The organism is Sphingobium indicum BiD32 (assembly GCF_000382885.1).
GTDB classification, from domain to species: domain Bacteria; phylum Pseudomonadota; class Alphaproteobacteria; order Sphingomonadales; family Sphingomonadaceae; genus Sphingobium; species Sphingobium japonicum_C.
Map to the genome: position 1 here is coordinate 1 of NZ_CAVK010000141.1, position 14,138 is coordinate 14,138.

The following is a 14,138-nucleotide window of genomic DNA, read 5'->3' on the forward strand; positions in this document are numbered from 1 at the left end:
CGCGAACGGTCCCCCTCCCCCGCTGGGGGAGGAACCCATTTAGGCAATATCTCACCACCCTCCGCCATTGACTTCCCCCCCCCATTTGCCTATCGGACGCCCCCTGAACATGCGGCCGCTGCTTTGGCGGCCCTTTTTTGTCACGCCCGATTCTCTAGTTGTTTTTTGAGGAATGAACGATGAAGCGCACTTTTCAGCCGAGCAATCTGGTTCGGAAGCGCCGTCACGGTTATCGCGCCCGCATGGCGACCCCCGGCGGCCGCAACATCATCCGCGCCCGTCGTGCGCGCGGCCGCAAGAGCCTGAGCGCCTGATCGAAGGGCCGCCTTCGGCCGCGCCTGCCATTATGGGCAAGCGGGCCGATTTCCTGGCGGCCAATCGCGGCAAGCGCGCACCCATGCCGGGATTCGTCCTGCTGGTGCGTGACCGCGAAGATGGCGATCCGGCGATGCGATTCGGCATCACGGTCACGAAAAAGATTGGCGGCGCCGTCATCCGTAACCGGATGAAGCGCCGCTTTCGCGTTCTCGCGCGCGAATTGCTGCCGCTGCATGGCTATGCCGGTGCCGATCATGTGCTGATCGGCCGTGACGGCGGCAAGGAACGCGACTTCGCCCTGCTGCGGACCGAGCTGGAAAAGGCGCTACGCAAGATTGCGCGCGCCCCCCAACCCGGCGACGCGCCGCCGCGCAACCACGCGCGGGCCGGTCATGGCCGGGGCAAAGGGACTGGCGGCACATGATCGCCCGCATCCTCATCCTCATCGCGCGCTTCTGGCAGATCGGCCCTTCGCGCATCCTGCCCCCTTCCTGCCGCTATGCCCCGTCCTGTTCGGAATATGCGATCCAGGCGGTGCGCAAATATGGCGCGATCAAGGGTAGCTGGTTGGCAGGGAAGCGGCTAATGCGATGCCATCCATGGGGCGGTTCGGGCTATGACCCGGTTCCCTGACACAGATATAAGACGGCGGAGCCGAACAAAGTGGACGACAAGAAGAATATCATTCTGGCGGTGCTGCTGACCGCAGCGATCCTGTTCGGCTGGCCCTATGTTTCGACCTATTTCTTCCCGGCGGCCAATCCGCCCGCGACGAAGATAGAGGGTGGCAAGACCACGCCGGTCGCCAACCCCGCAGCGGACCCTGCCGCCGACAGCGTGACCGCGATTCGCGACCGCGCGCTGGTGCTGAAGGAAAGCCCGCGCATCCCGATCCGCACGCCCAAGCTGGACGGGTCGATCAACCTGAAGGGCGCGCGCATCGATGACATCGTGCTGCCGACCTATAGCGAGACGATCGCCAAGGATTCGCCCGCCGTGCGGCTCTATAGCCCCGCTGGCACGCAGGACGCCTATTTTGCCGGTTTCGGCTGGCAGGGCGAAGGGCTGAAAACGCCGGGCAAGGATACGGTCTGGACCGCGCAGGGCAGCGCACTGACCCCGACCAGCCCCGTTACGCTGACATGGAATAATGGCGCGGGCCAGACGTTCGAGATCCGCCTGTCGGTCGATGAAAATTACATGATTTCCGCCGCGCAGAAGGTGTCGAACAGCGGCACCGGCACGGTCGGCGTAAAGCCCTATGGCTATATCAGCCGCAGCAGCGTGCCCAAGGACCCCGATACCTGGACCATCCATATCGGCCCGATGGGCGTGTTCAACAACGCGGCCAATTATGACGTGAATTATGCGGATCTGGATGAAGGTCCGTCCACCCGCGATTTCCAGTCCAAGGGCGGCTGGATCGGCTTCACCGACAAATATTGGCTGTCGGCGCTGGTGCCGGGCAAGGATGCCGATGTCGCGGCGCAGTTCCGCAAAGGCGCTGGCACGCAATATCAGGCCGATGTCGCGCTGGCGTCCACCATGTTGGCACCGGGCAAGGCCGTCACGCAGACGCAGCGGCTGTTCGTCGGGGCCAAGGAGGTCAAGACGCTTCAGGCCTATGAACGCGATGGTGTGAAGCTGTTCGACCGCGCGATCGACTGGGGCTGGTTCTACTGGTTCGAGCAGCCGATCTTTGCGCTGCTGCACTGGCTGTTCGAGACGCTGGGCAATTTCGGCGTGGCGATCATCTGCCTGACCTTCGTGGTGCGCGGCCTGATGTTCCCGGTCGCCCAGCGCCAGTTCGCCAGCATGGCGGCGATGCGCGCGGTGCAGCCCAAGATGAAGGCGCTGCAGGAGAAATATAAGGACGACAAGCCCAAGCTCCAGCAGGAGATGATGGCGCTGTACAAGACGGAGAAGGTCAATCCGCTGGCCGGATGCCTGCCGATCTTCATCCAGATCCCGATCTTCTTCGCGCTCTACAAGGTGCTGATGCTGACGATCGAAATGCGGCATCAGCCGTTCGTGCTGTGGATCAAGGATCTGTCCGCGCCCGATCCGCTGCATATCCTGAACCTGTTTGGCCTGCTGCCCTTCACCCCGCCCGCCTTCCTGGCGATCGGCGTGCTGGCGGTGCTGCTGGGCATTTCGATGTGGTTGCAGTTCAAGCTGAACCCCGCGCAGATGGACCCGATGCAGCAGCAGATTTTCGCGATCATGCCGTGGATGATGATGTTCATCATGGCGCCGTTCGCGGCGGGCCTGCTGGTTTACTGGATCACCAACAACTGCCTGTCGATGGCGCAGCAATGGTGGCTGTACCGGCGCCACCCCGTGCTGAGCACGGCGGTCGCGAAGTAGGTATCATCCCCCCCTGCAAGGGGAGTTGAAGGCCAGACGGAGGGGTATCGCGCTATCTAGAGGGCGAGACCCCTCCACCACGCCCTTCGGGCGCGGTCCCCCTCCCCCGGTGGGGGAGGATTTGAAAGGTGAACGACATGGACTCCCCTGACCTGACCGAAGAAGCGCGCAAGGTTTTTTCCGGGCCGATCACCTTCCTCAAATCCGCGCCGACGCTGGAATATCTGCCCGACATGGCGGTCAATGAAGTCGCCTTTGCGGGACGCTCCAATGTCGGCAAATCATCGCTGCTCAATGCGCTGACCAACCGCAACAATCTGGCGCGCACGTCCAACACGCCGGGGCGGACGCAGGAGCTGAACTTCTTTGAAGTGGGGGAACCGCTCCGCTTCCGCCTCGTCGACATGCCCGGCTATGGCTATGCCAAGGCACCCAAGGATGTGGTGCGCAAATGGAAATTCCTGGTGAACGACTATCTGCGCGGGCGCGCGGCATTGAAGCGCGCACTGGTGCTGATCGACAGCCGCCATGGCATCAAGGAGGTCGACACCGACATGCTGGACATGCTGGACGGCGCGGCGGTCAGCTATCGCATCATCCTGACCAAGGCGGACAAGATCAAGGCAAGCGAACTGGCAGCCGTGACCGAACAGACCGCGCTGGCGATCCGCAAGCGTCCCGCAGCCCACCCCGACATCATCGCCACGTCGAGCGAGAAGGGCATGGGCCTGCCCGAACTGCGGACGGCAGTGCTGGAAGCGGTGACGATCGGTTGAAAATCCTCCCCTTTAAGGGAAGGTGGATGGCCCCAGGCCAGACGGAGGGGTGTCGTGCTATCGAGAGGGTGATACCCCTCCGTCAGGGCTACGCCCTGCCACCTCCCCCCACAGGGGGAGGAACCATATTGTGCGTTGAGGAACCGACCATGGCTGACGACGATTATGTCTATGACGAAGCGACCGGCGAATGGATCAGCGCTGCCGACGCCACCGCCAACAGCGCTGCTACCGACACGGTCGAAGTGCGCGATTCGGTGGGTAACCTGCTGGCCGATGGCGACCAGGTAACGCTGATCAAGGATCTGACGGTCAAGGGCGCGGGCCAGACGTTGAAGCGCGGGACGCTGATCAAGTCGATCCGGCTGACCGGTGACGCGCAGGAAATCGACTGCAAGTTTGACGGGATCAAGGGACTGGTGCTGCGCGCCGAGTTCGTCCGCAAGCGGTGATCGAGAGCCACACCCGGCGGGTCGCGCGGTGGGTGCTGGCACTGGCTTATCTGGCTGCGGGGGTGGCGCATCTGCGATCGCCCGGCGGCTTCATTGCGATCACGCCGGGCTGGGTTCCCTTCCCTGCCACGGTGATTTTCCTGACGGGTCTGGCGGAGATAGCCGGCGCGGCCGGGCTGATGGTGCCGCGCCTGCGCAAGGCGGCGGGTGTTGGACTTGCGCTCTATGCTCTGTGCGTGTGGCCTGCCAATATCAACCATTCTTTCAATGACATAGCGATTGGCGGTACCCATCTGGGCTGGACCTATCATGGCCCGCGTCTGGCGTTGCAGCCGGTTATCATCTGGTGGGCCTTATGGGCGGCCCATGTCATCGACTGGCCCTTTGCCCGACGGCATTAGCCAGAGATTGTCTTTCCGGTCCAGCGCCCTACTGTACGCCCTTTCCTACAGATGAGCGTGAGAGAGCATGATGACCCGGCATCTTCCCTGGATAGCGATCGCTATGATCGGCGCTGTGGCGCTGGGCGTTGTCGCGGTGTCGCGGGGCGAGGCGGTCAATGCGCTGTGGATCGTGGTGGCGGCGGTCAGCTGCTTTCTGGTCGCCTATCGCTATTATGCCCTGTTCATCGCGACCAGGGTGATGCGGCTCGACCCGTCGCGGCCAACCCCGGCGCTGCGCCGCGCCGATGGGCTGGACTATGTCGCGACCGACCGGACCGTGCTGTTCGGCCATCATTTCGCCGCCATTGCGGGCGCGGGGCCGCTGGTCGGCCCGGTGCTGGCGGCGCAGATGGGCTATCTGCCCGGCACATTGTGGATCATCGTCGGCGTCGTGCTGGCGGGCGCGGTGCAGGATTTCATGATCCTGTTCATTTCCATGCGCCGCGACGGCAAGTCGCTGGGCGAACTGATCCGCATGGAAATGGGGCAATGGGCCGGGACCATCGCGCTGTTCGGTGCCTTCATGATCATGGTCATCATCCTTGCCGTACTGGCGCTGATCGTGGTCAAGGCGCTGGCCGAAAGTCCCTGGGGCATGTTCACGGTCGCCGCGACCGTGCCGCTGGCGATGATCATGGGAGCGTACACCCGCTGGATCAGGCCGGGGCGGATTGGCGAAGTGTCCTTGCTGGGGCTGGTCGGCTTGCTGGCTGCGATCGTCTATGGGCAGGCGGTGGCGGCATCGCCCTTCTGGGGACCGCTATTCACCTTCACACCGCTCACCCTGTGCTGGATATTGATCGGCTATGGCGCTGTGGCTTCGGTGCTGCCGGTGTGGCTGCTGCTGGCCCCGCGCGACTATTTGTCGACCTTCCTCAAGATCGGGGCGATCGCGGCGCTGGCAGTCGGCATCGTCATCATGGCGCCGCCGCTCAAAATGCCAGCGCTGACCCAGTTCGTCGATGGCGGCGGGCCGGTATGGGCCGGTGGACTGTTCCCGTTCCTGTTCATCACCATCGCCTGCGGCGCGGTGTCGGGTTTCCATGCGCTGATTTCGAGCGGCACCACGCCCAAGCTGATCGCCAGCGAAGCCCATGCCCCGGTGATCGGCTATGGCGCGATGCTGATGGAAGCGTTCGTGGCGATCATGGCGCTGGTCGGCGCGTCGATCCTCGACCCCGGCATCTATTTCACGATGAACAGCCCCGCCGCGCTGATCGGCACCGATGCGGCCAGCGCGTCCGCCGCCGTCACCGCCATGGGCTTTCCGATTTCGCCAGACCTCATCACCCAGACCGCCAAGGATGTAGGCGAACATAGCATCATCAGCCGCGCGGGCGGCGCACCGACGCTGGCGGTGGCGATGGCGGAGATATTCAGCCATGTCGTCGGCGGCCCGGCGATGAAGGCCTTCTGGTATCATTTCGCGATATTGTTCGAGGCTTTGTTCATCCTGACGGCGGTGGACGCAGGGACGCGCGCCGGGCGCTTCATGTTGCAGGATCTGATCGCACTGGCCGTGCCAAGCTTCAAGGAGAGCAAGAGCCATATGCCGGGCATCGTCGCCACCGCGCTGACGGTCGCGGCCTGGGGCTTTTTCCTGCATCAGGGGGTCACCGATCCGCTCGGCGGGGTGAATACGCTGTGGCCGGTGTTCGGCATTTCCAACCAGATGCTGGCCGCGATCGCGCTGATGCTGGGGACAGCGGTGTTGTTCCGCATGAAGCGCGACCGCTATGCGTGGGTTACGATGATCCCGACCGCCTGGCTGCTGGTCTGCACCTTGTCGGCGGGGTGGCTCAAACTGTTTTCGGCCGATGCCAAGCTTGGTTTCCTGGCCCATGCCGCGAAATTCAGCGCTGCGGCAGACGCGGGCACTGTGCTGGCCCCGGCCAAGTCCATGGCGGAAATGGAGCGCATCATCTTCAACGACCGGGTCGATGCAGCGCTGGTCGCGCTGTTCCTGTCGGTAGTGCTGGCCCTGCTGGTCTTTACCATCCGCACCTGCATCGCCGCCCGGAGAATCGCAGCGCCGACGGCGCGCGAAATTCCGGCGCAACTGGTGCCTGCCGAATGAGCGGGTTTCTGGCGACGTTGCGGCAGACCGCACGGCTGATGGTCGGGATGCCCGACTATGACGCCTATTTGCGGCATATGCTGCTCCATCATCCCGACCAGCCCGCGATGGACCGGACGCAGTTTTTTCGTGATCGGCAGGAAGCGCGCTATGGCGGCAAAAATGGCGGAAAATGCTGCTGATGCGGGTAATATTGCAGCTGTAAAATATCAATTTGGGACAGAAAATTACGGATTTGTCGCATAACGGGATTGATCTGTGCGGTCATCTTGGTAGTGGGCAGCGTCCTTTTTGCCCGACAGCGTGAGGGATGTGCCCCCTGCCCCATCCCTTGCGGCAGGGGACAGTTCATTTCAGCGCCTGGCGTTGAACCCTGCGACCATCCCTGCCGTAATCGACAGCGCGATTTCCGCCGCGCCGATCGCGCCGATATCCAGCCCCGCCGGGCCGTCGATTCGCGCCAGATCGTCGGCATCGAAGCCCTTCGCCGCCAATCGCTCCAATCGCGCGGCATGGCTCTTGCGTGATCCCAGCGCAGCAACATAGCCGGTCGGGGCGCGCAGCGCGGCCTCCAGCGCCGGATCGTCAATCTTTATGTCATGGCTGAGCGTCACGATGGCGGTCGATTCGCCGGGGAAGCGCGCGGCGATCGCTTCATCGGGCCAGCGATCGTCCAGTTCGACGCCAGGGAAGCGTTCGGCGGTCAGAAATCGCCCGCGCGGGTCGATCACCACCGGGGTCACGCCGATCGCCTGCGCCAGCGGGACCAGCGACTGGGCGATCTGGACTGCGCCGACGATCAGCAGGCGGCGCGGCGGGTCATAGCGGTTGAGGAAATCGCCCGCCTCCGCCTGTTCGCGCGTGATCCCGCTGGTCAGGTCGGTCGCCAGCGTCAGCGCCCGTCCCCGCGCGCTGGCTGCCTCGATGCGGTCGAACAGGTCCGGGGCAAAACCACCCTCCCCCACCGGCTGGACGAGGACGGCGATTTCCCCGCCGCAGGGCAGGCCGACCTCCCACGCATCGCCATCGGCCACGCCATAGGTGGCGACATGCGCCTCCCGCCCCGCAATCACTTCGGCTGCGCGATGCAGCACATCGCTTTCGACGCAGCCGCCCGAAATACTGCCTTCAAAGCGCCCGTCCTGATGTACGATCATATGGCTGCCGCGCGGGCGCGGGGCTGAACCCCAGGTCGATACCACCGTCGCCAGCGCCAGCTTTGCGCCACGCCACTCCACAGCCTTGCGGATCACCGCGCCATTATCGTTCAAATCGGGACTCCTTTGGCGCCTAGTGGATTGATTTTGACATTTGCATCCCCTGGCGGCTGGGATGGGTCTGCAAATGTCAAAATCGGACCACTAGATAGGAACGCCCCTCGCGTTAGACCAGACGCCTGCCGGTCCAGACGACCCGGCCAACAATATCCACCAACGTCGGATCAATATCGGTCCAGTCGGGATAGTGCAGGTTATCGCTGACCACGCTGAAGCGCCCCCGCAATGGTCCCATCGCGATCCGCTTGACCATCAGCACTCCGTCGAGCCGCAACACATAGACGCCGTCGCGCAACCGGGTGGCGTCATCGTCATGATCGACCATGATGTCGTCACCGTCGCTGAGCGTCGGCGCCATTGATTCGCCATCGACCCGGATGATCGAGACGCGCTGCGGCCGCACCCCCAGATGCCGCAGCCAATGGGCGTCGAACGCCATCACCCCGGCGGCGCGCTCATCATCGTCCAGCGTGCCGACGCCCGCCGATGCGCCCAGCGCCAGGCGGGGCACCGCCACGACGGCGGGCATACCGCGCGTGCGGGCGGGGATTGCCATGGGCGCGGCGCTCCCCCCCAGCATCTGTTCAGCCACGCCGAAATAGCGGGCCAGCACATGACGGTCCGCCTCATCCAGCTTGCGTGGCGTGCCGCGTTTGATGAACTGCTGGATGTAAGCGGGGTTGCGGCCGATCAGCCGGGACAGATCGGCATAATTTTCCCCCCGTTCGGCAATCAGCCGATCCAGCGCGATCCGGGCGTTCTGCGATTCATCCATATCCAGTCCATAATGATAGGAATTTTCCTAGACAAGTAGGATATTGGCTTAGAGATAGGAATATGCCTATCGACTTGCAGCGGGTGAGTCGGACCAACAAGGGAGAAAATTGCCGATGCTGTTGCAAGCGATCGAACGATTCCTTCGCCAATATGACATGCCGCCAACTACCTTCGGCCGCGCCAGCACGCGCGATCCACGGCTGGTTTTCGACCTGCGCCAAGGGCGCGAGCCGGGGGACCGCGTAAGGAGACGAATAGAACATTTCATGAACACATATCGCAGGAGCATCAGCCAATGACAAGCATGCATCATGGATTCAGGCCTGAAAATCTGGTCCAAAACAAACCGATAGGAAAAACCCAGCGCGACCCGCTGCCCCGCTTGCTGGAGCAGTTGCTCAAGCGGGCGGGCGCACCCGCGATGATCGAGCGCGCGGTGAGTCGCCCCTGGGCGAGCGCCCTGTTCGAGGGACGTCGCCATGTCATCGCGCTGCGCTTGTCCGGCGCGCGTCTGGCGACGCGCTTCTGCGACTTTGCCGAAGATATCGGGAGCGCCGAATGGTCGCTGCCGGGCCACTTCGTCGCCGACATCATCATCGACAATGTGCGGGACGAAGGGACCGAATTCTGGCTGGAACTGTCCGCGCTGACGATCGAGGACTGGTAAGAGGTTAGCGCCCCCGGCCAGCCATGTTGCGGAGCGCGCCCAGGGCCGCGCGCAGGGCGTCGTCGGCGTCCTGCGCCACCATGTCGCGCACCGGCACGGCGGGTGTGACCGGCATGTCGGCGATGACCCGCACTGTGCCAGCATCCGCCGCGGGGGCGCGGCTGCGCTGGGCAAGGCCGCGCTCCAGCCGCTGGGTCAATTCGGTGATCGACAGACCCTGAGTCGGGATGGGATCGAGCGGCGCGACTGGGGCCGCTGCTTCCTGCCCTGCTTCCGGTTCAGCAACAGGGGCGGCCGGGCGCAGGAAGGTCGGCTGGGGCAATTCTTCCTCTGCGATCGGCAAGGGCGCGCTGGGCATGACCAGGCCGGCGGACGGGACGATGGCGTCCTGCTCCGGTTCGGGATGGATCGCCAGCGGCCTGCGTATTGCGTCAGGGCGGGCAAAAATGTCGAGACCGTTGAAATCGCGGCTGGCAAAGATAGGCGCGCGCGCGGGTGCATCGGGATGCGCGTCAGCGCGGCGCAGCGATGGAATGGCATCATCGACAGGGGCAGCACGTCCCCGCGCCAGCGCGGTCAGTTTTGAAAAAGCGAAACCCATTTTTCTTGCTCCCTGGACGCGCAACCTGCGTCCCTCTTGTTCATCTGCCTGGTCCTGCCGGCGCGTCAGCCCCATCAGTCCCACCGCCATCAGCGCGACGAAGCCCGCCAGCAACAGCCGGGCTTTCAACCCCAGCGGCGGGGCAGCGGCAGGCAAACTCTCCGACAGGCCACTCGACGCCACGACCATTTCGATCAGCCCGACCGGAATCCACAATATCAGCAACGCTGCGGCCAGGCCGCCCAGCGCCATGATGGCGATCCCTCTTGTCTGTGCTGCCTTGATGGCCACTTTGCCTGTCCAACCTTGCTCAGGCGGCCGCGCGCGTGCCGGTAGGACGCGCCAGCAGCCGCTGGTAAACGGGTTCGTAACGCAAAATGTTTGACGACCAGTTACGCTCCCGCTCGACAAAGGCGCGGGCGACGGCGCGCCGTTCGTCCCAGATGCTGCGATCGGCGAACAGGCCCGCCAGCGCGGCGGCCATGCCTGCCGGATCGTCGGGCGGGAAAAGCGTGCCGGTGACGCCATCCTCGATCAACTCGCGATGGCCGCCGACACTGGACGCGGCAACCAGTTGCCCCTGCGCCATCGCTTCGAGCGGCTTTAGCGGGGTGACCAGATCGGTCAGTCGCATCGCCTTGCGCGGATAGGCCAATATGTCGATCTGGGCATAATAATGTTCGACCTGGTCGTGCGGCACCCGGCCGACAAAGACGATATGGTCGGCGAAAGGAGACGCAAGCGCCTGATCGCGCAACGCCTGCTCACGCGGGCCGCCACCGACCAGCAGCAGCTTTGCCTTGGGCCGGGCGCGGACGAGTCGCGGCATGGCGGCGATCAGATCGTCCAGCCCTTCATAATCATAGAAGCTGCCGATGAAGCCGACGACATCGGCCCCTTCAAGGCCGAGTTTCGCGGTCAGCGCAGGATCGCGTGGCACGGGGCTGCCGAACTGGTCCATATCGACGCCATTGGGCGACACGATGATCTTGGCCGGGTCGATGCCGCGCGCGGCAAGATCAGCGCGCAGACCTTCGCAGATGACGGCGACCGCATCGGCATTGCGCACCGCATGGGTTTCGAGCTGCCGGGTCAGCCAGTAGCGCGGGCTGCCCTCCGTGCCCGTGCCGTTGCCGACCGCTGCATCTTCCCAGAAGGCGCGGATTTCATAGACGATCGGTATGCCGTGCCGTTTGGCCACGCGCTGCGCGGCGATGGCGTTCAGCACCGGCGAATGGGCGTGGATGATGTCGGGCCGCCACTGCTGCACCAGCGCCTCGATCGCGTCGGCATGGGCGGAAATGTCGCGCCATTCGCGCAGCACCGGATTGCCGGTCGCGGGCGTACCGGGGGTGCGGTGGAAATGGAGACCGTCGACCAGTTCCTCCAGCGGTCCCTGCGCGCTGTGGCGGTGCCCGGTGATCCCGCGCACCTCCCAGCCCCTGGCCATCTGCGCGCGCAATATGGCGCGGGTGCGGAAGGTGTAGCCGCTGTGCAATGGCAGGCTGTGATCCAGCACATGAAGAATATGGGTCATAGCCCATGGACTTAGCCAAAAAGGTTTAACGGCCCGTCAACTGTGTCGCGTTAGGGAGGAGCGGTTAGCCAGTGGAACCACCAAGACGCAATGATCGACACCCTGTCCCTGCTGATCAGCCATGGCGTGATCCTGATCGCCGCCTGGCGGCTGTTGCCGCGCGCCGATCTGGATCGCGATCCGCCGGCAGAGGAGAGCGCGCGCGATGCGTGACCTGTTCTTCCTCGCCTTCCTGGGCGTCTTTTTCCTGATGGGGCTGCGGCGGCCGTTCCTGCTGGTCGCGGTCTATGCCTATATCGACATCGTTTCGCCCCAGCGACTGTCCTATTTCCTGCTCAATAGCATCCCCATTTCCGCCATCGCCTTTGCCGCCATGGTGGGCACCTGGCTGGTCATCGACGACAAGAAGGATTGCCGTTTTTCCTCGCGGCAGGCGCTGCTACTGATCCTGCTGGTCTGGTGCGGCTATACCACCGCGACAGCCGATTTCCCCGCCGAGGCGCTGACCAAATGGAACTGGGTGTGGAAAGCGATCATCGCGGGCATCTTCCTGCCGCTGACGCTGCGCACCCGGTTGCGAATCGAGGCGATGACGGTTTTCATGATCCTGTGCGCCAGCACGATCATCATCAATGGCGGCATGAAAACCGCGCTGTCGGGCGGCGGCTATGGCGTGCTGAACCTGATGGTGGACAATAATAGCGGCCTGTATGAAGGGTCGATCATCAGCTGCGTCGCCATTTCGCTGATCCCGCTGATCCTGTGGCTGTCGAAACATGGCACCATCTTCGCGCCGGACGACTGGCGGGTGAAGGCCTTTTGCTACTGTCTGTGCCTCGCCTGCCTGCTGATGCCGATCGGCACCGAAGCGCGCACGGGCCTGGTCTGCATCGTCATCCTGGCCGGGCTGATGCTGGTGCGGTCGCCGCGCCGTTTCGTCTATGGGCCGCTGATGCTGGTGGCGGCGCTCGTCTCCATCCCCTTCCTGCCCGCCAGCTTCACCCAGCGGATGCAGACGATCGAGAATCATCAGGGCGACGAAAGCGCCTCCACCCGCGTGGCGGTGTGGATGTGGACGCTGGACTATGTGAAAACCCATCCGGGCGGCGGCGGCTTCGACAATTATCTCCAGAACAGCTTTACCTATTTCGCCCAGAGCGAAGTGGGCGACGGCGATACCAAGCGAATTGAGCGGCGGCTGGTGACCGACAAGGGCCGCGCCTATCACAGCGCCTATTTCGAGATGCTGGGCGAACAGGGCTATTTCGGTTTCCTGCTATGGGCGCTGATCCACGGCATCTGCTTCATCCGCACCGAAATGATCCGCCGCCTGTATCGCAAACGGGCGGGACCGGACGAAGCGTGGGTCGCGCCCTTCGCGCTGGCGCTGCAACAGGGCCATATCATCTATATGATCGGATCATTGTTCGTGGGCATCGCCTATCAGCCCTTCATCTTCATGATGCTGGCGCTCCAGATCGGCCTGGACACCTATCTGACGCGGCGGCGCAAGGCGGCGGCACGGCTTGACCTGAATGCGGCGATGAGCCGGCCGCGCGGGGTGCTGGCATGAGCGGCGAGTTGCGCGCGCTGGGGCTGGTCCATGGCCTGCTGCTGGGACTGCTGCTGGCGTCACCGCTGATCGCACCCGGCCTGCTGCCCTGGGGAGTGGAGGCGCTGTTCATCATCGGCGCTTTCCAGTTGCGGCTGGCCGACCGGCGATGGGACATGCGCGATGGCTGGCGCAGCTGGATCAGCCATATCCGCATGGCCCCGCTGCGCTTGATCCCCTGGGGAGCGGCGGCGACCGTGGCGCTGATCGCTGGCAATAGCGCGCGGGCGCAGGCGATTCTGATCGCCGCATCGCTATGCGAATTGCTGGTCTATCCTGTGTGCACCCATGTCCTGGCGCGGATGTCGCGGCGGGTTGTGGCCGTTGTGCTGCTGCTGTTGATCCTGATCGGCGTGAGCGCCGTGGGTGAGGCGATCCGTTACATCATAGGCTTCATGACCGGGATGAGCGCCTGCCTGTTCTGGCTACGCGGTCCCGATGGCGAAGCCCATGCACTGGGGCTGGCGCTGGCCGGGCTGGTCGTGGCCGCCATCGCGCCGCTGCTGCTCCCCGCCGCGCTGCCCGTTGCCTTCCCGGCTGCGATCGTCTGCGGGACGCTGGCGCTGGCGCATGTCTCTACATTGCGCCGCCGCCCGGTCCCATGGCGGGCGGGCGGCGGCACACAGATCAAGCCGTAACCGTTCCGGTTTGCACCACGGCCTTGCTAAAGGCATCGATGAAGGCCGGGATGTCGTCGGGCTTGCGGCTAGTAATGATGTTACCGTCCACGGCGACGGCTTGATCCACCACTTTGGCACCAGCATTGCGAAGGTCCGTGCGGACCGAAGGCCAGCCAGTGACCGTCCGGCCATCCACGACGTCAGCCTCCACCAATAGCCATGGGCCATGGCAGATCGCCGCGACCGGCTTTCCCGTGGTCACGAAGGCGCGCACCAGCGACACAGCAGTGGCATTGGTGCGCAGCGTATCGGGATTGGCGACGCCGCCCGGCAGGATCAGGCCATCATATCCTTCGATCCTGACGGCATCGAGCGGCATGTCCGGGGTGATCGTGTCGCCTTTCTCATCATGTTTCATCCCTTGGATCGGTTTGACGTCGGGCGAAGCGAGCGTCACTTTGGCACCGGCCTCGATCAGGGCTTCACGCGGGTCGAACAGTTCTGACTGCTCGAATCCGTCGGTCGCGATGATGAGGATGCGGCTGTTGTTAAGGGCGGGCATCGGGCTTCTCCTTGCGGCTGTTCGGAGACAGGCCAACGGACCACCGCCTGAC

At 64.0% G+C, this 14,138-nt stretch carries 18 protein-coding genes; 13 read left to right on the plus strand and 5 right to left on the minus strand.

All coding sequences use genetic code 11. From position 1 onward, the window contains the following. Nucleotides 1-179: 179 nt before the first annotated feature. The 9 genes from rpmH (at nt 180) to EBBID32_RS13850 (ending at nt 6,615) form a co-directional block, all read left to right on the plus strand. Entirely contained in the window at nt 180-314 is a 135-nt protein-coding gene (rpmH, locus tag EBBID32_RS13810; protein ID WP_006959075.1) for a 50S ribosomal protein L34, read from the plus strand. Nucleotides 315-346: 32 nt separating this feature from the next. Continuing rightward, nucleotides 347-742 carry a ribonuclease P protein component gene (gene rnpA, locus EBBID32_RS13815; protein ID WP_006959077.1) on the plus strand — a complete coding sequence of 132 codons (396 nt, stop codon included), beginning with the start codon at nt 347-349 and terminating at the stop codon, nt 740-742. Further along, nucleotides 739-951: a membrane protein insertion efficiency factor YidD gene (gene yidD, locus EBBID32_RS13820; protein ID WP_006959078.1), complete on the plus strand. Its 213-nt coding sequence runs from the start codon at nt 739-741 to the stop codon at nt 949-951. Before rnpA ends, yidD begins: the two co-directional genes overlap by 4 nt. 30 nt (nt 952-981) lie before the next feature. After that, the gene (gene yidC, locus EBBID32_RS13825; RefSeq protein ID WP_006959080.1) at nt 982-2,685 is read left to right on the plus strand and encodes a membrane protein insertase YidC; all 1,704 of its coding nucleotides are present in this window, start codon (nt 982-984) and stop codon (nt 2,683-2,685) included. 137 nt (nt 2,686-2,822) lie between these two features. Continuing rightward, entirely contained in the window at nt 2,823-3,461 is a 639-nt protein-coding gene (gene yihA / locus EBBID32_RS13830; RefSeq protein WP_081628095.1) for a ribosome biogenesis GTP-binding protein YihA/YsxC, read from the plus strand. Between the two features lie 149 nt (nt 3,462-3,610). Continuing rightward, nucleotides 3,611-3,913 carry an alkylphosphonate utilization protein gene (locus tag EBBID32_RS13835; protein WP_006959083.1) on the plus strand — a complete coding sequence of 101 codons (303 nt, stop codon included), beginning with the start codon at nt 3,611-3,613 and terminating at the stop codon, nt 3,911-3,913. Beyond that, nucleotides 3,910-4,314: a DoxX family protein gene (locus EBBID32_RS13840; protein ID WP_156022577.1), complete on the plus strand. Its 405-nt coding sequence runs from the start codon at nt 3,910-3,912 to the stop codon at nt 4,312-4,314. The genes EBBID32_RS13835 and EBBID32_RS13840 overlap by 4 nt, the downstream gene beginning before the upstream one ends. 70 nt (nt 4,315-4,384) lie before the next feature. Next, nucleotides 4,385-6,433 (plus strand): carbon starvation CstA family protein, encoded by a 2,049-nt coding sequence (locus EBBID32_RS13845; protein ID WP_037490829.1) that lies wholly within the window; start codon nt 4,385-4,387, stop codon nt 6,431-6,433. After that, the gene (locus EBBID32_RS13850) at nt 6,430-6,615 is read left to right on the plus strand and encodes a YbdD/YjiX family protein (protein ID WP_006959089.1); all 186 of its coding nucleotides are present in this window, start codon (nt 6,430-6,432) and stop codon (nt 6,613-6,615) included. The genes EBBID32_RS13845 and EBBID32_RS13850 overlap by 4 nt, the downstream gene beginning before the upstream one ends. Before the next feature lie 171 nt (nt 6,616-6,786). On the opposite strand, the gene EBBID32_RS13855 is transcribed toward EBBID32_RS13850, so the two are convergent. Then, nucleotides 6,787-7,704 (minus strand): XdhC family protein, encoded by a 918-nt coding sequence (locus tag EBBID32_RS13855; protein ID WP_006959091.1) that lies wholly within the window; start codon nt 7,702-7,704, stop codon nt 6,787-6,789. A gap of 112 nt (nt 7,705-7,816) precedes the next feature. Continuing rightward, complete coding sequence (locus EBBID32_RS13860; protein WP_006959093.1) at nt 7,817-8,485, minus strand: S24 family peptidase; 669 nt, start codon at nt 8,483-8,485, stop codon at nt 7,817-7,819. Between the two features lie 297 nt (nt 8,486-8,782). On the opposite strand from EBBID32_RS13860, the gene EBBID32_RS13865 reads away from it, so the two are divergent. Continuing rightward, nucleotides 8,783-9,154, plus strand: coding sequence for a hypothetical protein (locus tag EBBID32_RS13865; RefSeq protein WP_037490816.1), 372 nt, complete (start codon nt 8,783-8,785; stop codon nt 9,152-9,154). Between the two features lie 4 nt (nt 9,155-9,158). On the opposite strand, the gene EBBID32_RS13870 is transcribed toward EBBID32_RS13865, so the two are convergent. Both EBBID32_RS13870 and EBBID32_RS13875 read right to left on the minus strand, forming a co-directional pair. Beyond that, nucleotides 9,159-10,007: a hypothetical protein gene (locus EBBID32_RS13870; RefSeq protein WP_006959099.1), complete on the minus strand. Its 849-nt coding sequence runs from the start codon at nt 10,005-10,007 to the stop codon at nt 9,159-9,161. 58 nt (nt 10,008-10,065) lie between these two features. Then, nucleotides 10,066-11,292: a TIGR04063 family PEP-CTERM/XrtA system glycosyltransferase gene (locus EBBID32_RS13875; RefSeq protein WP_006959101.1), complete on the minus strand. Its 1,227-nt coding sequence runs from the start codon at nt 11,290-11,292 to the stop codon at nt 10,066-10,068. Nucleotides 11,293-11,382: 90 nt separating this feature from the next. Between EBBID32_RS13875 and EBBID32_RS25125 the strand changes: the two genes are divergently transcribed. The 3 genes from EBBID32_RS25125 to EBBID32_RS13885 are packed head-to-tail and all read left to right on the plus strand — an operon-like array spanning nt 11,383 to nt 13,542. Next, the gene (locus tag EBBID32_RS25125) at nt 11,383-11,505 is read left to right on the plus strand and encodes a hypothetical protein (protein ID WP_006959104.1); all 123 of its coding nucleotides are present in this window, start codon (nt 11,383-11,385) and stop codon (nt 11,503-11,505) included. Next, the gene (locus EBBID32_RS13880) at nt 11,498-12,865 is read left to right on the plus strand and encodes a putative O-glycosylation ligase, exosortase A system-associated (protein WP_006959106.1); all 1,368 of its coding nucleotides are present in this window, start codon (nt 11,498-11,500) and stop codon (nt 12,863-12,865) included. Before EBBID32_RS25125 ends, EBBID32_RS13880 begins: the two co-directional genes overlap by 8 nt. Continuing rightward, on the plus strand, nt 12,862-13,542 hold the full coding sequence (locus tag EBBID32_RS13885; protein WP_006959107.1) for a hypothetical protein: 681 nt from the start codon (nt 12,862-12,864) through the stop codon (nt 13,540-13,542). The genes EBBID32_RS13880 and EBBID32_RS13885 overlap by 4 nt, the downstream gene beginning before the upstream one ends. Here the strand turns inward: EBBID32_RS13885 and EBBID32_RS13890 are convergent. Continuing rightward, nucleotides 13,532-14,086, minus strand: a complete 555-nt coding sequence (locus EBBID32_RS13890; protein WP_006959109.1) for a type 1 glutamine amidotransferase domain-containing protein — start codon at nt 14,084-14,086, stop codon at nt 13,532-13,534. The genes EBBID32_RS13885 and EBBID32_RS13890 overlap by 11 nt on opposite strands. Between the last annotated feature and the right edge of the window lie 52 nt (nt 14,087-14,138).